Genomic DNA, 18,617 nt, shown 5'->3' with positions numbered 1-18,617 from the left:
TACGAGAGGGCACAGCCGCATTGAGCGGCATACGTCTATTGGTCCTGCCGGCTGATCGGCGGCGTACGAACTCACGCATCCAAAGGCGTCACGCGCCGGTCACGCTGCCGGCGCCGCTCACGGTCATCACGTCACGGAGCGAGCGGTCACGCTGTCGGCGCCGCTCACGGTCATCACGTCACGGAGCGAGCGGTCTCGCTGCCGGCGCCGCTCGCGCTTGCTCATCACATCGCCTGGGGTCTGTTCCGCAGACGGGAAGCCCCTGCCGCCGCTCCTATGGCCGCCGCGGCCGACCTCCGTTCCGCACCGCGGTCCCATCGCGGCGACAGGTCCGAGAACCTCTCCGAAATGTGACGACGCGCGACGTCAACCAACTTGCGCTTTCAAGCATCTAAGTAGCGCTAGGCGATCACGCCGGCGACATGCATAGGGGTTCTGGGGGGAACGGACATGAGGGTCGGCCTGTCCCTGCCGGCGTATACGCCCGGCACTGAGGCCGCCGACATGCCGGGCGATCCCCTCGGGCAACCGGATGTCAAGCCGTCCGCAATCGCTCCACGTTACGAACACGATGCGGGAGTCTTCGTTCGGCGGCAGTCAGGCCGCCCGTGCCCCCGCCAGTGGAGGTGGCCATCATGACGCGGTCGGAGTTCGACGACATCCGCGCACACATCGCCGCGGAGGACCCGCGCTCGGGCGATCTGCTCGAGATCGCGCACACCCTGCTCGACGACCTCGAGCAGCTCAGGATGCGCGAGGCGATCCTGCGCACCAACTACCTGCGTCTCCTCACCGCCGCCCGCGCCACCATGGCGGCGGACATGGCCGGAGACGCCGCCCCCATGACCTTCCTCACCCACGAGCTCGAAGAGCACGGGCAGATGCCGTCCGGAGAGCAGATCCAGCACATCCTCTCCGACGCGCGCGCCGGGCAGACCCTGCTCGCCCGCCTCGAAGAGCCGTCGGCACCCCGGCGTTCCATCCCGGCCCGTCTCGCCGTCCGCTGCGTCGGCGCGACCCGCAGGCTGCGGGGCTGACGCCCTCCGCAGCCCGGAGAGGAGCCCGGAGGCCAGCCTGGAGAGCGCGGTCCGGGTGACCAGGCCGGAGACCACGACCCGGCCGCGCCGTGTCGTCACGCCGGCCCTCCGCAAGCCCGTGAAGCAGCAGCCTGGTCAGATGACCGGCCGCTGCCCCCGGTCATCCACCGGGGATGAGCTCGTGCACGAAGACGACGTTGGGATAGGCGGGGTTGTCCGTGTATCCCTGCACGTTGCCGAGGTAGGCGCGCTGGTAGTTCGACACCCACGGGACCGCGACCACAGCCTGCCTGACGATCAGGTACTTCTGCAGTTCGAAGTAGGCCTTATCCGCCGCCGCCCGGTCGGTGGCCACGAGCGACGGCAACTTTTCGATCTGCGCGTCCAGGGCCTTGCTGTTCAGGTAGGTGAGGTTGAACGAGATCGGATCGGCGCTGTGGAAGACGTTGAGGAACCATGAGTACGCGTCGGCGTAGTCAGGCCACCAGTACATGACGAAGATGTCCTGCCGCTTGGTCTCGTCCCGCGACTTGCCGAGCTCCCATTGCGCGTTCCACTGCATCGCCTGTGCCTTCACCTGCACGTTGAGCTGGGCGAGCGTGGTCGTGAGCTGGTCGACGAGTACCTGCTCGTCGTCGTCGCCCTCGGCGTAGGTGAGCGTCAACTGGAGCGGCTTGTTGCCGGGACCGTACCCGGCGGCCTGGAGCAGCGCGATCGCGCCCGGAATGTCCTGCTTCGGGGCGATCGAACTCGAGTGACCGAGAAGTCCTTCGGGAACGAGCCCGTTGGCCGCGGTTGCCGCGCCCTTCAGCTTCTTGATCAGGCCGTCGTAGTCGATGGCCTTCTGCATGGCCTGTCGTAGTCGTACGTCCTTGAGCGGGCCCGAGGCCGAGTTGAACAGGACGAGCATGTTCTGGAATGACGGCACCTGCAGGGTGCGCACGCCCGCGGTCGTCGCCGCGGCGTGGTAGAGGTTCGGGTTCAGCCGCTGGACGTAGCTGATCTCACCGCGGAGGAGTTGCTGGTACGCCGTGTTGAGGTTGGGCGTGACGAGGAACTCCACGTTCTTGTAGTGGGCGCCGTCCCATCCGCCCCAGTAGCCCTGGAAGGCCTTCAGCGTGAGCTCGTTCTGCTGGCCCTTCTTCCACGAGGCCACCGTGTATGGCCCGCTGCCCGCGTCGTGACCCTGCTGGAACCACTTCGCGAGGTCGCCCGAGCCGGCAGCGCCCGTGTCGTAGATGTAGGCGGCGTAGTCGGCCGAGGCGATCAGGTCGAGAGGAGCCGGGTACTTCAGCGTGAACTGGACGGTCAGCGGGTCCTTGACCGCGATGCCGTCGACGCACTCCCAGATGTAGGCGGCGCCTTCGTTCATCCGGATGGTCCGCTCGATGGAGGCCTTGACCGCGTTCGCGTCCAGAGGCCGGCCGCTGTGGAACTTCACCCCGTCGCGGAGGGTGAACGTCCAGGTCTTGCCATCAGGCGTCGACGTCCAGCGGGTGGCCAGGCGCGCGCTCGCGCGCTTGGTCACCGGGTTGTAGACCGTGAGCGAGTCGTAGACGTTCTGCATCGCGATGACCTCGTTGGAGTACGAGGTCGCGGGATCCCAGTCGGTGATGATGTCCAGGTTGGCCACGTAGACGAACTTGGAGTCCTGAGGGCTGGGGGCGCTCACGGCACTGGTGTCGGAGGCTGTGCCACCGCCGCAGCCCGCAAGGGCCAAAGCGGCCACGACACCCAGGACGAGCAGACGGCGCATGCGGCGTGAGGTCCTTTCCACCATGAGCTACCATGATCGAAACTACCGCATGATCACGATTAGAACTGATATTTCCGGCCATCTCCGCTCAGAACTCTCATTTGAAACATCCCGCTGCTAACCTCTGCCTGTCTCACACGAGTTCAGCGGAAGCTCAGCATTCCCATCGGGACGAGGTGCCATGAGTCCCCGTAGGCGCGACCGATCGATCAAGTACAGGCTCATCGGCCTGCTGGTGGTACCGCTTCTCTCGCTGGTCGCCCTGTGGGCCCTGACCGCCGGTGTGACGATCGGCGACAGCCTGAGCCTGCGCACGTACAACACGTTGTGGACCACGCTCCGCCAGCCCGCCGACAAGCTGATCGTCGAGCTTCAGGAGGAGCGGCTGGACTCCGCGCGCTACCTCGGTTCGCCCGCCCATGTGGGCCGCGCGGACATGGAGGCGCAGCGGCTGCGGACCAACGCCGCTCGGGACACGGTCCGCCGGCTGGCCCTGTCGGACGCCTCACGCAACGCGACCACGCCCGCCATGCGCGCCCAGGTCGACGAGATGCTGGACGGCCTGACCCACCTGGACGAGATCCGGGCGGAGATCGACGAGGGTCTGTCCGACCGGCTGCGTGCGATCGAGACCTACAACCTCATCTCCGACGCGATCTACCGGATGCACTACAGCCTGGCCCTGATCGACGACATCCCGATCTACGAGCAGTCGCGCGTGGTCATCTCGCTCGGATACTCCAAGGAGCTGCTGACCCGGGAGCAGTCGATCGCGGCGGCGGCCTCCGCCTCCGGCGGCATGACCGACGAGGAGCGCAAGCTCTTCACCCAGCTCGTCGGCAACCGGCGCTTCCTCATCGACCAGGCCCTGCCTGAGCTCGACGAGAGCCTGCGGCAGATGAACGTCAACCTGATCACCACGCCTCTCTACCAGCGGCTCCGCCTGCAGGAAGAGAAGATCATCGCGGGCGCCTCGCTCACGCCGCGGGCCGAGAAGTCCTGGCAGGACACCTCCGACAACATCGCCGAGGCCTTCCAGAAGGCGCAGACCGAGGCCGCCACCAAGCTCACCGAGCGTGCGGCGCCGATCGCCGACGCGATCCTCACCCGGGCCGCGATCGCCGGTGGTGCCGGACTGCTCGCCGTCATCGCCTCGATCCTCCTGTCCATGCGGTTCGGCTCCCGCCTCGCGCGTGAACTCGCCGGGCTGCGGCAGGCCGCGCTCGACCTCGCCAACGTGCGGCTGCCGCGCGTGCTCGACAAGCTCAAGAAGGGCGAGGACGTCGACGTCTCCGTCGAGGCGCCCCCGCTCGAACGGCTGGGCGACACCGCGGAGATCCAGGACGTCGGCCGCGCCTTCTCGACCGTGCAGCACACGGCCGTCGAGGCCGCGATCGGGCAGGCCAAGCTCCAAAGAGGCGTCAGCCAGGTCTTCCTCAACCTCGCGCGGCGCAGCCAGACGCTGCTACACCGGCAGCGCACGCAGTTGGACGGCATGCAGCGCAGGGCCACCGAGCCGGAGACGCTCGAGGACCTGTTCCGCCTCGACCACCTGACCACCCGCATGCGCCGCCACGCGGAGGGCCTGATCATCCTGTCCGGCGCGGCCCCCGGCCGTGCCTGGCGCAAGCCGGTCCCCCTCTACGACGTGGTGCGCGGCGCCGCCGCCGAGGTGGAGGACTACGCCAGGGTGACCGTGTTCCCGATGGAGGAGCACCGCCTCGACGGGGCGGCCGTGGCCGACGCCATCCACCTCATCGCCGAGCTGATCGAAAACGCGACAATCTTCTCGCCGCCGCACACGACGGTCTCCGTCCGCGGAGAGCTCGTCGCGAACGGCTTCGCGGTGGAGATCGAGGACCGCGGTCTCGGCATGACGCCGGAACGGCTGGAAGAGCTCAACGAGCGCCTGTCCAACCCACCGGAGTTCGACCTGGCCGACACCGACCGCATGGGTTTGTTCGTCGTCTCCCGGCTGGCCGCCCGCCGGGAGATCCAGGTGACGTTGCGGCCCTCGCCGTACGGAGGGACGACCGCGATCGTGCTGCTCCCGACCGCACTCATCGACGTGCCGAAGGACCCCGATCTCGTCCGCCTGGCAACGGACGAGGTCACACCCGAGGACATCATCCTCGCCTCGCTCAGCCGGGGAACCCACGAAAACCAGGAGCCCGGCGAGGAGAGGTCATGACCGAGCGCACGCACGACCAGTGGCTGGACGAGGAAGCCGGACCGGTCGTCCCGGCGTACGCGCTGACCCGCGGCAGGGTGCTGCCCTCGAACAAGGCGATCGACCTGGTGGCCATCGTGACCGCCACGGGCGGCCCGACCCCGGTCAGTCTCGGTCCCGAGCAGTGGATGATCCTGAGCCTCTGCGCGCGTGCGACTCCCCTGGCCGACATCGCCGCGGCGATCGACCTCCCTCTGGGCGTCGTGCGGGTGCTGGTGGGCGACCTCCACGAACAGGGGCTCGTGCAGGTGCGCCCGCCCGCGAACGTGTCCCAGCTGCCGAGCGCGAGCATCCTCACCGAGGTGATCAGCGGGCTGCGCGCCCTCTGACCCTCCCGCGCCGCGCAGAGCTCCTGAGCGCCGCCGGGGCGCCCCCCGTCCGAGGGCGCCCCGAGGACGGGGGTCAGAAGGCGTGCGGGTAGTGCCGCTGCGCGTGTTCCAGGGTGACGTAGCCCTCCCGCAGGTCGGCGTGCACGGCCTCGGGGTCCCGCTCGGACGGCGGGCCGTACCCTCCGCCGGAGCCGGTGCGCAGATGGACCAGAGCGCCCTTGGGCAGGAAGATCCGCGTCTTCAGCGAGAAGTCCTCCTCCCGTCCGTCGGGGTATTCGACGGTGAGCCGGTTGGGCCGGCCCGGCAACCCGCCTGACAGGCCCCACGGTTCGAGGGCCGTCCTGGCCAGCGCGGAGGTCAGGTACTGGTCTTCCAGCACGCGGAAGGACAGGTCGAGCCCGAGGCCGCCTCTGTGCCGGCCGGGGCCGCCCGAGTCCTCCGCCAGGGCGAGCCGCTCGATCCGCCAGGGGTTGCGCGCCTCCCACACCTCGGCGGGGGTCAGCCGGGTGGCCGACTCGGAGATGTACATCAGCGCGCTCGCGCCGTCGGAGACGGGAGACCCGCCCTGCCCGACCGGGTGCGGCGCCCCGTCGGCCCACGGTTCGCCTGTGGCCTCCCGGTTTCCCCACCACACCAGGGCGTTGATGTCTCCACCGCTCGCGGCGGGCACCGAGCCCGGCACGGCCTCCGCCAGTGCCCTGATGATGAGCTCGATGGCGTGGTCGGAGGGGATGCCGTACATGAAGCACGGGGCCGGCCGTACGGGGTGGAAGAGGGAGCCGCGCCTGGTGACCAGTTCGAGCGGGCGGAAGTGGCCCTCGTTGGGCTGCTCTCCCGCGCCCGCGAGGAAGGCCACGGCGATGCGCACGGCCGCCACGGTCGAGGGCAGCGGGCAGTTGACGGGCCCGCCCACCTGGTCGGGGCAGTCGGTGAGGTCCACGGTCACCGACGAGCCGGAGACGGTGACCTTGACGCCGAACGGGATCGGCCGGCCGTTGACGCCGTCGGAGTCGATCACGCTCTTGGCCGTGTAGACGCCGTCGGGCAGCCGCTCGAACCAGCTGCGCACCAGCGCCTCGCCATGGCCGTACATACGGGCGACACAGCGGCGGAAGGTGTCGATTCCGTAGCGGCGCACCAGCGCGGTGAGCGCCTCCGCGCCCGTCCGCGCCCCGGCGACCATGGCGTTGATGTCACCGATGACCATTTCGGGCATGCGGCTGTTGGCCAGGATCATCCGGTAGACGTCGCTCACCAGGCGCCCGGCGTCGTACAGCTTCACGCCGGGGAAGATCGTGCCTTCCTGGTGCACGTCCACCGTGTCGGTGCAGTACGGGTCCTTGCCGCCGATGTCGAGCCAGTGGGCCTTGATGACCGCGTAGCCGACGAGGGCCTCCCCCTCCTCGACGAAGACGGGCACGACCATCGCGGCGTCCTGCGGGTGCGAGCCGGTGCCGTACGGGTCGTTGTAGAGGATCACGTCGCCGGGGTTGATCGCGCCAGGCCCGCCGACGCCGTCCACCGCCTCCTGCACGCAGAAGCCGAGCGTGCCCATGAACGCCGGCAGCGTAGGGGCCTGGGCCAGCATGCACAGGTCGGCATCGTAGAAGGCGACGGCGAAGTCCAGCGCCTCGTAGATGATCGGCGAGAACGCGGTGCGGATGAGGGACTGCTTCATCTGGTCGGCTGCGGCGTTGAGCCCCTGCCGGATGATCTCCGTGGTGACCGGGTCGGCGCCGTCGCCGAGCCCGGGGTGCGCCTCGGTGTAGCGGGTGCGGACGATGTCCGTCATCGCTCGCCGTCCTTTCGTGAGATCAGCAGACAGCCGCTGGGGTGGGCCTCCGCGGTGAAGCCCGCGTCCACATAGGTGGTGGCGGTCGGTTCCACCACCAGGAGGGGGCCCTCGACCGGGCCGATGAAACTCTCCCTCTGCACCACCTGTGCCTGCGTCCAAGCACGCCCGCTGAACGACCAGACCCGTGTGGTGCCGCCGGCGGCCGGTCCCGACGGCGGCGCGGGCACCAGCGGACGCTCGCTGTCGAGCACCACCCGCGTGGTGGCCCGTACGGTCACCACCTCCAGCGGGTCGGGCAGCTGGTGGCCGAACGTGCGGTGGTAGGCCGCGGAAAAGCGGTCGGCGATGGCGGCGACGTCGTCCTCGCCCAGCCGCACCGGCACGGTCAGCGTGTGCTCCTGACCGCGGTGGCGCAGGTCCAGGTCCAGCTCGCGTACGGCTCCCGCCTCGGCCAGACGCTCGAACAACGACCCGGCGAGCTGTTCGATGGCCGGAAGCGCCTCCTCGTCGAGCGGGCGGACCATCGTGCGGGCGGCCGAGCGCACGATGTCGGCCTGAACGAGCCCGACGGCGGAGAAGTTGCCCGCGTTGGGCGGCACCACGACCGTGTCGACGTCGAGTTCGCTCGCCAGCAGGCACCCGAACAGCGGCCCTGCGCCGCCGAAGGCCACGATGGCGGCGCCGCGCGGATCCACGCCGCGTTCCACCGTGACGCCGCGCACGGCCTGGGCCATGTTGGCCGTGGCGATCCTGATGACGCCTTCAGCGACGCCGTCGGCGCCGTCGATGCCGGTCGGCCCGGCCAGCGGGGCGAGCACCTCGGCGGCCTTCTCCGGGGAAAGGGAGATGCCCCCGGAGATGTGGCCCGGCGGGATCATGCCGAGGTGCAAGGCGGCGTCGGTGACCGTGGGCTCGGTTCCGCCGCGCATGTAGCCGGCGGGGCCGGGGTCGGCTCCGGCACTGCGCGGGCCGACCCGCAGGAGGCCGCCGGAGTCGGCGTAGGCCACCGATCCGCCGCCCGCCCCGACCGACCGCACGTCGACCCAGGGGCTCTGCAACGGCAGTCCGACGACCTCTCCCTGGAACAGCAGCGGAAGCCTGCCGTCCTCGATCAGCGCCGTGTCGAAGCTGGTGCCGCCGACGTCCGCGGCGACGGCCGTGTGGAGCCCGAGCGCCGCGGCGAGTCGCGCTGTCGCGACGGCCCCGGCGACGGGGCCCGACAGGATGGTCTCGAACGGCCGGGCCGCCGCCTCTGCCAGGGTCAGCGCGCCGCCTCCCGAGCGGGTGACGAGCAGTTCCCCGGCGAAGCCGCGCCCGCGCAGCTCGCGTTCGAGGTTGTGCAGGTAGGGGCCCATGCGATGGCGCACGAACGCGTCCACGACCGTGGTGCAGGTCCGCTCGTATTCGCGGTATTCGCCCGACACGTCGTGGGACAGGGAGATCGGGCCGCCGAACCCGGCGTCGCGGAGCACCTCGCCCGCCAGCACCTCGTGCTCGGGGTTGGCGTAGGAGTTCATCAGGACGATCGCGACGGCGTCGACGCCTTCGGCGGCGAACAGCCGGGCGGCCTGCCGTACGCCCTCGGGGTCGAGCTCGCGCACGACGGACCCGTCGGCGGCGACCCGCTCGGCGACCTCGGCCCGCAGCCGTCGCGGCACGAGCGGGTCCGGCGGCGTCCAGAACAGGTCATAGGGGTCGTCGCGGTCGCCGCGCCGGATCTCCAGCACGTCGCGGAACCCTGCTGTGGTGATGAGGCCCACCTTGGCGCCGCGCCGCTCCAGCAGCGCGTTCAGCCCGACGGTGGTGCCGTGCACGAAGTGGCCGCACCGGGCGAGCAGATCGGGAGGCACCGCCGCGTCCACCGCCGCCAGCACACCGAGCTCGGGGGCCGAGGGCGTGGTGGGCTGCTTGGCTACTCTGATCTCGCCTGTCGCCGCGTCGTGCAGGACCAGGTCGGTGAAGGTGCCACCGACGTCCACTCCGATGACCGTTGCCATGCCAGGCAACGTAAAACCCCGGCGTGGCCGCGTCGATGTGGCCTCACAACGACGAGACGGCCTCCGTTGTCCCCGGGAGACACTCGCGGTCGAGCACGACGTGGCAGGCCACGTGCAGGGCGAACCTGGTCTGCGCGTCCGACAGGTCGGCGCCGAGTGCCTCGGTGATGCGCCTGATGCGGTGGGCGACCGCATTGGGGTGGAGGTTGAGCAGCTCGGCGGCGCGCGTGCGCGACCCCCAGCTGTCCAGGTAGGCCTTCAGCGTGGGCACGGCGTGGGCCGCGAGCGCGCCCAGACCGTCGAGGGGGGCCAGCATGTCCCGGGCGGCGACCAGGGCGCTGTCGCTGCCGCCCAGCTCGGCGAGGATCGCGTACACCCCCAGGTCGTCGAAACGTGCGGTCTCCCCCGGCGCCGCCCGCCGTGCCGCCGCTCTGGCCTGCGCCGCCGTACGGCGGAGCCCCTCCGGGCCCGGCTGGCATGTTCCGACACCGGCGGTCAGCCTCGGCGGCCCGGCGTGCGCCCGGACGTCCCGCTCGTCGGCGGTGAAGACGACCAGGATGCCGTCCTGCCAGCGTGTGACGACGGGCGGGCCCGCGAGGTCGTCGCGGGGGGTCGCGGCGGCGGCCGCCGTGCGCACCTGGCGCAGCACGACATCGCCGGCCTGCGATACGACCGGGTCGTGCACGAAGACGGCGGTGTGCCAGCCCTCGACGGGCACTCCCTCGTGGCGGGCGCGCCTGGCGGCCGGGCGCAGCTCTTTCGCGTTCGCGCGCAGCAGGGTGAGCACGGCGAGCTCGCGCGCCCGCTCGGCGGCCCGCGCGGAGGCGCGCACGCGGCCGAGGGTGGTGGCGACGACACCCGCGACGATCGCGGCCGCCGGGTCCTGACCGTCCCAGCACACGTAGCCGTCGGGACGGCCGTCGACCCGGATCACGGCGGAGTTCGCCGACGGGCCCGCAACATCGGCCACGCCGTACCGCACGCCGATCGCGCCCGACGCCGCCCGGAGGATGTCGTCTTCACCCGCGCCCTCGATCGCGCCGAGGCCGTCGATCGCCTCACGCGTACGGCGCAGCAGCAGGCTGGGATCGGCGCGCAGCACGGCGCTGAGCCCGAGCACGGTCTCCGACAGAGGCTGGTCGGAGGCTCCCGCCAGCAGGGCCACCTTCGCCCGGCGGGCCAGGGAGACGATGTCCGGCGAGGTGCCGGACGGCCCGGGAAGCACGATCGCGGCGACCTCCCTGCGGCCGGCCACGGTGAGCGCCTCCAGCACCCCGGCGCCGTGCATGGCGTGACGCGACATGATGGCGATGGCGCCGCGCGACGCCGACTCCAGCTCGCGCATCTCGTCGACGAGGACGACGCTCTCCACCGGCCGGGCATCCCACGGGCCGGCGACCAGGGTGAGGCGCCGGCCCGCGGGAGTTCTCAGCAGGTCACTGACGTGGTGCATGGGGGACCTCATTCGCGGCCAGCACGTCCTCGGCGCGATGACATGCCACCATGCGCCCCCGCAGGTCACGTGCCACGGGCGCCTCCTCGCGGCAGGCGTCGACCGCCAGCGGGCAGCGCAGCCGGAACGGGCAGCCCGTCTCGGCGGGCACCGCCTCCGTCCGCCCCGAAGGCCGCGGCGGCTCCCCGCCCAGACGCGGCACGGCGTCGCGCAGCGCCAGCGTGTACGGGTGGGCGGGACGGGTCAGCAGCTCGGTCGTCGGGCCCGACTCGACGACGCGGCCCGCGAACATCACATGAGACGTACGGCAGAGCCGGTCGACGACGCCGAGGTTGTGCGTGATGAGGAGATAGCCGAGACCGTGCTCGCCCGCCAGGCGCTCCAGCAGGTCGAGGATCCTCGCCTGCACGGTGACGTCGAGCGCGCTGGTCGGTTCGTCCAGCACCAGCAGGCGGGGTTCGACGGCCAGGGCCCGGGCGATCGCGACGCGCTGCCGCTGGCCGCCCGACATCTGGTGCGGCCTGCGCGAGGCGAGGGCGGGTTCCAGCCCGACGTCCTCGAGGAGCGCGGTCACCCGTTCCCGCCTGGCGTTCCCGGCCATGCGGTGGTGCGTGGTCAGGGCCTCGCCGATGGACGCCTCCACCGTCATGCGGGGATCGAGCGCCTCGCTGCCGTCCTGGAAGACCGGCTGCACGTCGCCGCGGAAGCGCGCCCACCCCTTGCGGTCGAGCGACGCCAGGTCGGCGGTGTCCGAGCCGCGGGGGCCGTACCTGACGGCGCCGGAGCGCGGGCGCAGCAGCCCCAGCAGTGCGCGGGCGAGGGTGGTCTTGCCCGACCCGCTCTCGCCGATGAGGCCGGTGCCTCCCTCGCCGACCGACAGGGTGACGTCGTGGACCACGGCGGTGGACCCGTAGGCCAGCGTGACCGCCTCGGCGCCCAGGACGACGGGCTCGCTCATGTCTCCTCCTCACCCGTACGGCCGGCCTCCCCTGGCGGGGTCGCGGCCGTCTCGGCGGGACGTTCGGGAAGCCGGGGAACGGCGGCGATCAGCTCCCGCGTGTAAGCGTCGCGGGGCCGGTCGAAGACGTCGGCGGCCGTCCCGCTCTCCACCACGGCGCCCTCCTTCATGACCACGACGCGGTCGGCGATCGTGGAGACGAGGGCCAGGTCGTGGGAGACGAACAGCACGGCCAGGCCGCGCTCGTCGCGCAGCCTGCGCAGCACGGCGACGACCTCCGCCTGCACGGTGACGTCGAGCGCGCTGGTCGGCTCGTCGGCCAGCACGACCTCCGCGCCGAGGGCCAGGGCCAGGGCGATGGCGAACCGCTGCGCCTGCCCGCCGGATACCTGGTGCGGATACCGCCGCAGGATGGCCGTGTCGAGCAGCACGGCGGCCACCGCGTCCTCGGCCTTGCGGCGCGCCTCGTCGCCCTTGACGCCGTGCCGGGCGAGCGCCCGCCGCATCAGCGTGCCGAGCCGCATGGTGGGGTTGAGCGCCGCCTGGGGGCTCTGCATGACGAGGGCGGCACGGGAGCCGCGCACGCTCATCAGCTCGGCGGGCGAGGCGCCCAGCACGTCGACGCCGCCGAGGGTGATCTCGCCGGTGACGGCTGCACCCTCGACCAGGCCGAGGGTGGCCAGCAGCGTCGTCGTCTTGCCCGAGCCGCTCTCGCCGACGATGGCCACGCATTCGCCGGCGGTCACGTCGAGCTCGGGGACGGAGGCGATCACCCTGTCGCCGATGCGGACCGCGAGATTCCTGATCTTGATCATCGGGCCAGCCTCGCCCTCAGCCCTTCGCCGAGCACGTTGAAGGCGAAGGCCGTCACCAGGATCGCAAGGCCCGGGAAGGTCACCACCCACCAGTCGGTGGTGAACAGCGACTGGCCCTGCTGCACCATGAGGCCCCATTCGGACGTCGGCTCGTGGGCGCCCAGGCCCAGATAGGACAGCGCGGCCGCGGTGAGGATGACCCCGCCGCCGTCGAGCGACAGCTGCACGAGCACCGGGGTCAGCGAGTTGGGCAGCACGTGCCTTATCGCGATGACCGGCGCCGGCACGCCGAGGCAGCGGGCGGCGTCGACGAAGCCGCGGGTCGACACCGAGGCGGCGACGGAGGCGGTCAGCCGCGTGTACCACGGCCACCAGGTCACCGCGATCGACACGATGACGGTCGTCACGCTGGGCTGGAGCACCACGGCGAGCGCGAGCGACAGCAACAGGGCGGGGAAGGCGAGGAACACGTCGGTGACGCGCATGATGACGTCGCGCACCCATCCGCCCGCGTATCCGGCGACCACGCCGAGCACCACGCCGACGACGCCGGAGATGACGAGCACGGCGACCGCGATCAGCAGTGACGTGCGCGCGCCGTACAGAACGCGGCTCAGCACGTCGCGACCGACCTGGTCGGTGCCGAACCAGTGCGCCCCGCTGGGCGGCAGCAGGGCATCCAGCGGGTGGGTGGCCGAGCCACCGTCGTCCGGATAGGGCGCGATCAGCGGGGCCAGCAACGCGGCGAGCACGATCAGCGCGAGCAGCACCGCGCCGACCATGGCCAGCCGGTCCACCCCTGCCAGGTGCCGCAATGCCGTACGGCGGAGCACGGGCGGAGCTTCAGGAGAGGCTGAGACGGTCATCGCGCCCTCATTCTCGGGTCGATCACGCCTTGGATCAGGTCCACCGCCAGGTTGGCCACGACGTAGAGCACGGCGACGAGCAGCGTGACCCCGGCGATCGAGGGCGTGTCCAGCGAGCGGATGGAGTCGGCGGCGTAGCGGCCGAGGCCCGGCCAGTTGAACACCGCCTCGACGAGGAAGCCGTTGACGATCGAATACGCGAAGACCAGGGCGATCAGCGACAACACCGGGTTGAGCGCGGGCCGCAGGGCGAACCGCGTCAGAACGGACGTCTCACCGAAGCCGAGTGCGCGTTCCAGGCGGGCGTGGTCGCGGGCCGACTCCTCGATCAGGGAGGCCCGGGTCATCTGGGCGATCACGCCCGCGGGATAGGCCGCGATGACCAGCGCGGGCAGCACCAGGTGGGCCAGCGCGCTGAGCAGGATCGGCCAGTTGCCGGTGATCAGCGCGTCGACGGCGGTGATGTTGGTGTAGACGTGCAGGGGGCTCGTCTTGTCGAGGGCCGAGTCGTACTCCCCCGCCACCGGGAACCAGCCGAGACCGCTGGCGAAGACCGTCTGCAGGGCCAGGGCCAGCCAGAACACCGGGATGGAGACGGCCAGCATGGAGGAGACCCGAATCGACAGATCCGGAAATTTCCCCTTAAAGCGCGCCGCTCCGACCCCCAGGGGGATGCCGACGACGATCGCGATGATCAACGCGGCGCCCACCAGCTCCAGCGAGGCGGGGAACGCCTGGAAGAGGTCGTCACGAACCGGCTGGCGGGTGTGCAGGCTGACGCCCCAGTTCCCGCCCGCCAGGTCGCGCACGTATTTCCAGAGCTGGACCGGAAGCGAGTCGTCCAGCCCGAACTGAGCACGCGCCGCGGCGAGCTCCGCAGGCGACGCCCTCGGCCCCGCGTACGCCACGGCCGGATCGCCCGGAACCAACCGCATGATGACGAACGTGAGGACGACCACGCCGGCCACGACCAGGACAGCCTGGCCGAGCCGGCGGGTCAGATAACGGAGCATGCCTCAGGCACCGGGCTTGAGGTCGTACACGAACACCACGTTGGGATAGGCCGGGTTGTCGACGTACCCCTCGACCGACTTGGCGTAGGCCCGCTGGTAGTTCTGCACGAACAGTGCGGACACCGCCGCCTGCTCGTTGATGATCTTGTTCTGGAGGTCGGCGTACGCCTTCTCGGCCCCCGGCTGGTCGATCGCAGTGAGCTCCGGCAGCGAGTCGATCTCCTTGTCGATCGCGTCGTCCTTCAGGTAGGACAGGTTGAACGAGATCGGCTCGGCGCTGTGGAACACGTTGACGAACCACGAGTACGCGTCGGCGTAGTCCGGATACCAGTACATGATGAAGATGTCCTGGCGCTTGCTCTCGTCCTTCGACTTGCCCTGGTCCCACTGCGTGGTCCACTGGAGCGGCTTGGCCGTCAGCTTGACGTTGAGCTTGTCCAGCGCGGACGTCAGCAGCGTGACGAACAGGTCCTGGTCGCTGTCACCCTGCGCGTAGGTCATGGTCAGGTCGAGCTGCTTGCCGCCGGGGCCGTATCCGGCCTCCTTGAGCAGCGCCTCGGCGCCGGGGAGGTCCTGCTTGGGCGTCATCCCCGGCGTGTTGCCGAGCAGGCCCCCGGGCACCAGGCCGCTGGCCGCCACGCCCGAGCCCTTGATCGCCGCGATGAGGCCGTCGTAGTCGATGGCCTTCTGCACGGCCTGGCGCAGCCGCACGTCCTTGAGCGGGCCGCTCTGGGTGTTGAACAGCGCCAGCAGGTTCTGGAACGACGGCGTCTGCGAGGTCTGCACGCTCGGGGTGGTGCTCGCCTGCGCGAACAGCTGCGAGTTGAGCCGCTGGACGAAGCTCACCTCGCCGCGCTGCAGCAGCTGCCACGCGGTCGTGAGCTCCGGCGTCACCCGGAAGGCGATCTTCGAGTAGTGCTGACCGCTCCAGCCGCCCCAGTAGTCGTCGAACTTCTTCAGCGTGAGCTCGGTCTCCTGGCCCTTCTGCCAGGAGTCGATCGTGTACGGCCCCGAGCCCGCGTCGTGGCCCGCGTTGAACCACTTGTTCAGGTCATCGGTGGTGGCGGTCGTGTCGTAGATGTACGACGCGTATCCGGCGGAGGCCACGAGGTCGAGCGCCGTCGGGTACTTGAGCGTGAACACCAGCGTGGTGGCGTCCTTGGCCTCGATCTTGTCGACCGCGCCCCAGATGTAGGCGGCACCCTGGTTGACCTCGATCGTGCGCTCGATGGCCGCCTTGGCCGCGGCCGCGTCCAGCGGCTTGCCCGTGTGGAACTTCACGCCGGACCGCAGCGTGAACGTCCAGGACTTGCCATCCGGCGTGCTGGTCCACGAGGTGGCCAGCCGGGGCTCGGCCTTCTTGGTCTGCGGGTTGTAGCGCGTGAGCGACTCGTAGACGTTCTCCATCGCGATGATCTCGTTGGAGTACGAGCTCGCCGGATCCCAGTCGGTGACGACGTCGAGATTAGGGACATATGTGAAAGTGGCGTCAGCCGCGCTCAGAGACGTGCCCGGCTGCGGGGAGTCTTCGGCGCCGCGGACCTTGCCGCCACCGCACGCAGCGGAGGTCAAGGCCACGACGGCCACGGCTCCCGCCGCGAGCAGACGCTTGTGCCAGCGCATGAGGGGGTTTCCTTTCGTTTCCACCGGGCTACCGGGCGAGAGGACCGGCGGCCTTCACCTGCAGGCGTACTGCGGGCTCCTGCAGGTAGCTGAGGGGGATCTCGCTGAGCTCCACGATCTGGACCGACGCGGGGTCGGCCCCTGCGGCGACGGCACGGGCGGCCGCCTCCTCCTTGGCCTTCTCGATCAGAACGGCCCGGTCGCGCCCCGAGTTCGGCGCGGGGACGATCGTCTCCAGGCGGCCGCTGGCGAGCGCGATCGCCGCGCCCACCGCGTTGGCTACCTCCGCGTGCCTCGGCCGGATCACCTCGCCGGCCCCCGGGATCCGCTCCGGCAGCAGGAAGGCGCCTCCGCCCACGGCGATCAGCGGCCGGTCGGCCTTGCCCAGCGCCACGCGGTCGACCGCGTCGGCGACCATCTCGTCGGCGGCGCGCAAAGCCTGCGCCAGCCGGTCCCGCCAGTGTTCGGGCACGTCATGCGTGCCCACCGCTCCCCTGCCCCCGGCGACCGCGGCGTCGGTCATCGTCGGCGTCGAACCCCCGAACGCCAGTGCCTCCCTGGCGATCCGGTAACCCACGGACCTCGGCTCCTGGCCGACGATCGTCCCCCCGCCGAGCGCGATCGACAGGATGTCGGGCATGCGGAAGTTGGTGGTGACGCCGCCGATCTCCACGGCCGCGGCCGACTCGCGCGGAAACCCGCCCACGAGCACGCCGAGGTCGGTCGAGGTGCCGCCGACGTCGGCGACGATCGCGTCCTCCACCCCGGACAGGTAGGCCGCCCCCCGCAGGGAGTTGGCCGGCCCCGAGCCGATCGTCAGGACCGGATAACGCGTGGCGTAGTCGACGGCCATCAGTGTGCCGTCGTTCTGGGCGAAGAACGTCTCCACCTTCAGCCCGCGCGCGTCCAGCGCGGTTCCGAGCGCCGTCGTCACCTCGCGGGCCACGCCGTACAGGGCGGCGTTGAGCACGGCGGCGTTCTCCCGCTCCAGCAGGCCGAGCGAGCCGATCTCGTGGCTCAGGCTCACCGCCACGTCGCCAAGCTCGCCCCGGATGATCTCGGCGACCTGGTTCTCCTGGTCGGAGCTGCCCGGGCTGAACACCCCGGCGACGGCGACGGCGTCGGCCGTCGTCTCGGCGAGGAACCGCTTGATCGCGTCCACGTCCAGCGGCGCGATGGGCCGCCCGTCGACGAAATGCCCGCCGCGCACGATCGTCGCGCCGGCGGAGACCGCGTCCCTCAGATCGGCGGGCCAGTCGCTCAGCGGGGGCACCGACGTCGTCGCGGGGGCGCCAAGCCGCAGTACGGCCACACGCCCGAGGGCACGGCGCTCCAGGATGGCGTTGGTGGCGTGGGTGGTGCCGAGCATGACCCGGGTGACCTCGGCGGGGTCGTCCAGCTCGGCGAGCACGGCGTCGAGCGCCGCGCGCAGACCCTCGGTCACGTCCGGGCTGGTGGGCCGCTTGGCCGTGGCGACGACGCGGTCGTTCTCATCGAGGACCACCGCGTCGGTGTTGGTGCCGCCCACGTCGATGCCGACCCGCAGGCGCCGGTTCGGGGACGCGCTCATTGGGCGATCTTCTCGACGGGCAGGTAGTCGAGGTCGTAACCGAAAGCCCGCGGCCCGGCGGTCTCCAGACCCTTCGGCGTACGCCACAACGGGTCGCAGGGCCACGCGAGCACGGTCACCCGCTGACCATAGCGGAGCCCCTCTGTCTGGATGGCGGTCGCCGCCTGAGTATCCACAACTGTGATCAAATCGGGCACCATCGCTCTCACCCGGCCGTCCTCCACGGCGACGAGGTTCTCGTTCTGAATCTCCAGGGTGAGCGTCCTGCCCCGGTCGTCACCGGTTCCCTCGACGGTCACCGAGCCCCGGGCGAACCCCCCGGTCGTGCGCCGCTCGAGTTCGGCGACCTTGCCGGTGAGCAGACGGACGGCGCCGAGCTCCTCCTGGAGGGCGGCCAGCGGATCCTGCGCACCCTCGGTCGCCCGGCCCACGGCGATGGCCCTGCTCACCGTGCCCTCGATCACCGCGCCCCGGCAGGCGGCGGCCTCGAGCACGTAGTCGGCCATCAACGCGCTGGAGCCGGACGCCACGGCGACGGCCCGGGCGATCTGCTCCGACCACAGACCGTCGACGGGCCTGATCGTGACGACGTTGCCGACCACGTCGGACATGATCACGAGGTTGGCCGGCAACCCGGCGACGTACATCGAAACCATCTGGACCTCGGGGAAGGCCCGGCCCATCGCGTCGGCGTCCAGGAGGGGCACGCCGAGCCTTGCCGCCCACGCCACGGGGGCGACCCCGTTGCCGCCACCGATCTCGGAGGACATCACCGCGGCCGGGGGACGGCCGAAGATGCGCTCGACCTCGTCCCGGATGCGGACCGGCTCGTCCTCGGCGTGGATCATCTCGTGGCTCACCGTCGGCGCGCCGATCCCGGACAGCGGCAGGACGAGACCGTCGGGGGGAAGATCGTCAAGGGTGACGAGAGGGACCTCTCCGTAGGCCGAGATCGCGCGGCGCGCGGCCAGGGCTCCGGCGCGGACGTCGCCGCCGCCCCCGGTTCCGAGTACGGCGCAGCCACGGGCCAGAGCGGACACGTCGTCCGTAGATATGCGGGCCTGCATGGGCGGAGCTTTCACCATCCGGCCGGGTCAGCTCAATGTCACCCTTCGACACCACTCCGACATTCGTTGTCGCAGCACGACAAAACGCCATTGACCAGCGCAAATGCG

The 18,617-nt window shown here is 70.9% G+C and carries 14 protein-coding genes; 3 read left to right on the top strand and 11 right to left on the bottom strand.

Annotated features, from left to right (window positions below; translation table 11 throughout):
* Nucleotides 1-635: 635 nt before the first annotated feature.
* Nucleotides 636-1,037 (top strand): hypothetical protein, encoded by a 402-nt coding sequence (locus tag Pth03_RS26940; protein WP_203947179.1) that lies wholly within the window; start codon nucleotides 636-638, stop codon nucleotides 1,035-1,037.
* 160 nt (nucleotides 1,038-1,197) lie between these two features.
* Here Pth03_RS26940 and Pth03_RS26935 read toward each other — a convergent pair whose 3' ends face one another.
* On the bottom strand, nucleotides 1,198-2,817 hold the full coding sequence (locus tag Pth03_RS26935; protein ID WP_239119394.1) for an ABC transporter substrate-binding protein: 1,620 nt from the start codon (nucleotides 2,815-2,817) through the stop codon (nucleotides 1,198-1,200).
* 157 nt (nucleotides 2,818-2,974) lie between these two features.
* Here Pth03_RS26935 and Pth03_RS26930 point away from each other — a divergent pair, with 157 nt between their 5' ends.
* Complete coding sequence (locus Pth03_RS26930) at nucleotides 2,975-4,984, top strand: sensor histidine kinase (protein ID WP_203947178.1); 2,010 nt, start codon at nucleotides 2,975-2,977, stop codon at nucleotides 4,982-4,984.
* Nucleotides 4,981-5,352, top strand: a complete 372-nt coding sequence (locus Pth03_RS26925) for a DUF742 domain-containing protein (protein WP_203947177.1) — start codon at nucleotides 4,981-4,983, stop codon at nucleotides 5,350-5,352. Before Pth03_RS26930 ends, Pth03_RS26925 begins: the two co-directional genes overlap by 4 nt.
* A gap of 73 nt (nucleotides 5,353-5,425) precedes the next feature.
* Here the strand turns inward: Pth03_RS26925 and Pth03_RS26920 are convergent, their stop codons facing one another.
* The 10 genes from Pth03_RS26920 to Pth03_RS26875 are packed head-to-tail and all read right to left on the bottom strand — an operon-like array spanning nucleotide 5,426 to nucleotide 18,509.
* Nucleotides 5,426-7,144: a hydantoinase B/oxoprolinase family protein gene (locus tag Pth03_RS26920; protein ID WP_203947176.1), complete on the bottom strand. Its 1,719-nt coding sequence runs from the start codon at nucleotides 7,142-7,144 to the stop codon at nucleotides 5,426-5,428.
* Complete coding sequence (locus Pth03_RS26915; RefSeq protein WP_203947175.1) at nucleotides 7,141-9,144, bottom strand: hydantoinase/oxoprolinase family protein; 2,004 nt, start codon at nucleotides 9,142-9,144, stop codon at nucleotides 7,141-7,143. Before Pth03_RS26915 ends, Pth03_RS26920 begins: the two co-directional genes overlap by 4 nt.
* Before the next feature lie 43 nt (nucleotides 9,145-9,187).
* The gene (locus tag Pth03_RS26910; RefSeq protein ID WP_203947174.1) at nucleotides 9,188-10,597 is read right to left on the bottom strand and encodes a PucR family transcriptional regulator; all 1,410 of its coding nucleotides are present in this window, start codon (nucleotides 10,595-10,597) and stop codon (nucleotides 9,188-9,190) included.
* Nucleotides 10,581-11,555 carry an ABC transporter ATP-binding protein gene (locus tag Pth03_RS26905; protein ID WP_203947173.1) on the bottom strand — a complete coding sequence of 325 codons (975 nt, stop codon included), beginning with the start codon at nucleotides 11,553-11,555 and terminating at the stop codon, nucleotides 10,581-10,583. The genes Pth03_RS26910 and Pth03_RS26905 overlap by 17 nt, the downstream gene beginning before the upstream one ends.
* A complete protein-coding gene (locus tag Pth03_RS26900; protein ID WP_203947172.1) occupies nucleotides 11,552-12,370 on the bottom strand; it encodes an ATP-binding cassette domain-containing protein in 819 nt (272 codons plus the stop codon). Before Pth03_RS26900 ends, Pth03_RS26905 begins: the two co-directional genes overlap by 4 nt.
* Nucleotides 12,367-13,236 (bottom strand): ABC transporter permease, encoded by an 870-nt coding sequence (locus tag Pth03_RS26895; RefSeq protein WP_203947171.1) that lies wholly within the window; start codon nucleotides 13,234-13,236, stop codon nucleotides 12,367-12,369. Before Pth03_RS26895 ends, Pth03_RS26900 begins: the two co-directional genes overlap by 4 nt.
* Nucleotides 13,233-14,249: an ABC transporter permease gene (locus tag Pth03_RS26890; RefSeq protein WP_203947170.1), complete on the bottom strand. Its 1,017-nt coding sequence runs from the start codon at nucleotides 14,247-14,249 to the stop codon at nucleotides 13,233-13,235. Before Pth03_RS26890 ends, Pth03_RS26895 begins: the two co-directional genes overlap by 4 nt.
* A 3-nt stretch (nucleotides 14,250-14,252) precedes the next feature.
* A complete protein-coding gene (locus tag Pth03_RS26885; protein ID WP_203947169.1) occupies nucleotides 14,253-15,872 on the bottom strand; it encodes an ABC transporter substrate-binding protein in 1,620 nt (539 codons plus the stop codon).
* A gap of 28 nt (nucleotides 15,873-15,900) precedes the next feature.
* The gene (locus Pth03_RS26880) at nucleotides 15,901-17,442 is read right to left on the bottom strand and encodes a hydantoinase/oxoprolinase N-terminal domain-containing protein (protein ID WP_203947168.1); all 1,542 of its coding nucleotides are present in this window, start codon (nucleotides 17,440-17,442) and stop codon (nucleotides 15,901-15,903) included.
* On the bottom strand, nucleotides 17,439-18,509 hold the full coding sequence (locus Pth03_RS26875; RefSeq protein WP_203947167.1) for an S-methyl thiohydantoin desulfurase family protein: 1,071 nt from the start codon (nucleotides 18,507-18,509) through the stop codon (nucleotides 17,439-17,441). Before Pth03_RS26875 ends, Pth03_RS26880 begins: the two co-directional genes overlap by 4 nt.
* Between the last annotated feature and the right edge of the window lie 108 nt (nucleotides 18,510-18,617).

The organism is Planotetraspora thailandica (genome assembly GCF_016863335.1).
Lineage (GTDB): Bacteria > Actinomycetota > Actinomycetes > Streptosporangiales > Streptosporangiaceae > Planotetraspora > Planotetraspora thailandica.
The sequence above is the reverse complement of the archived record's forward strand: the minus strand, read 5'-3'. Positions and strand labels throughout refer to the sequence as shown.

What these genes read in the sequence shown, in the direction of transcription:
- Pth03_RS26940 (WP_203947179.1), top strand. Translation starts at nt 636, where the DNA reads ATGACGCGGTCGGAGTTCGACGACATCCGCGCACACATCGCCGCGGAG.
- Pth03_RS26935 (WP_239119394.1), bottom strand. Translation starts at nt 2,817, where the DNA reads ATGGTGGAAAGGACCTCACGCCGCATGCGCCGTCTGCTCGTCCTGGGT.
- Pth03_RS26930 (WP_203947178.1), top strand. Translation starts at nt 2,975, where the DNA reads ATGAGTCCCCGTAGGCGCGACCGATCGATCAAGTACAGGCTCATCGGC.
- Pth03_RS26925 (WP_203947177.1), top strand. Translation starts at nt 4,981, where the DNA reads ATGACCGAGCGCACGCACGACCAGTGGCTGGACGAGGAAGCCGGACCG.
- Pth03_RS26920 (WP_203947176.1), bottom strand. Translation starts at nt 7,144, where the DNA reads ATGACGGACATCGTCCGCACCCGCTACACCGAGGCGCACCCCGGGCTC.
- Pth03_RS26915 (WP_203947175.1), bottom strand. Translation starts at nt 9,144, where the DNA reads ATGGCAACGGTCATCGGAGTGGACGTCGGTGGCACCTTCACCGACCTG.
- Pth03_RS26910 (WP_203947174.1), bottom strand. Translation starts at nt 10,597, where the DNA reads ATGCACCACGTCAGTGACCTGCTGAGAACTCCCGCGGGCCGGCGCCTC.
- Pth03_RS26905 (WP_203947173.1), bottom strand. Translation starts at nt 11,555, where the DNA reads ATGAGCGAGCCCGTCGTCCTGGGCGCCGAGGCGGTCACGCTGGCCTAC.
- Pth03_RS26900 (WP_203947172.1), bottom strand. Translation starts at nt 12,370, where the DNA reads ATGATCAAGATCAGGAATCTCGCGGTCCGCATCGGCGACAGGGTGATC.
- Pth03_RS26895 (WP_203947171.1), bottom strand. Translation starts at nt 13,236, where the DNA reads ATGACCGTCTCAGCCTCTCCTGAAGCTCCGCCCGTGCTCCGCCGTACG.
- Pth03_RS26890 (WP_203947170.1), bottom strand. Translation starts at nt 14,249, where the DNA reads ATGCTCCGTTATCTGACCCGCCGGCTCGGCCAGGCTGTCCTGGTCGTG.
- Pth03_RS26885 (WP_203947169.1), bottom strand. Translation starts at nt 15,872, where the DNA reads ATGCGCTGGCACAAGCGTCTGCTCGCGGCGGGAGCCGTGGCCGTCGTG.
- Pth03_RS26880 (WP_203947168.1), bottom strand. Translation starts at nt 17,442, where the DNA reads ATGAGCGCGTCCCCGAACCGGCGCCTGCGGGTCGGCATCGACGTGGGC.
- Pth03_RS26875 (WP_203947167.1), bottom strand. Translation starts at nt 18,509, where the DNA reads ATGCAGGCCCGCATATCTACGGACGACGTGTCCGCTCTGGCCCGTGGC.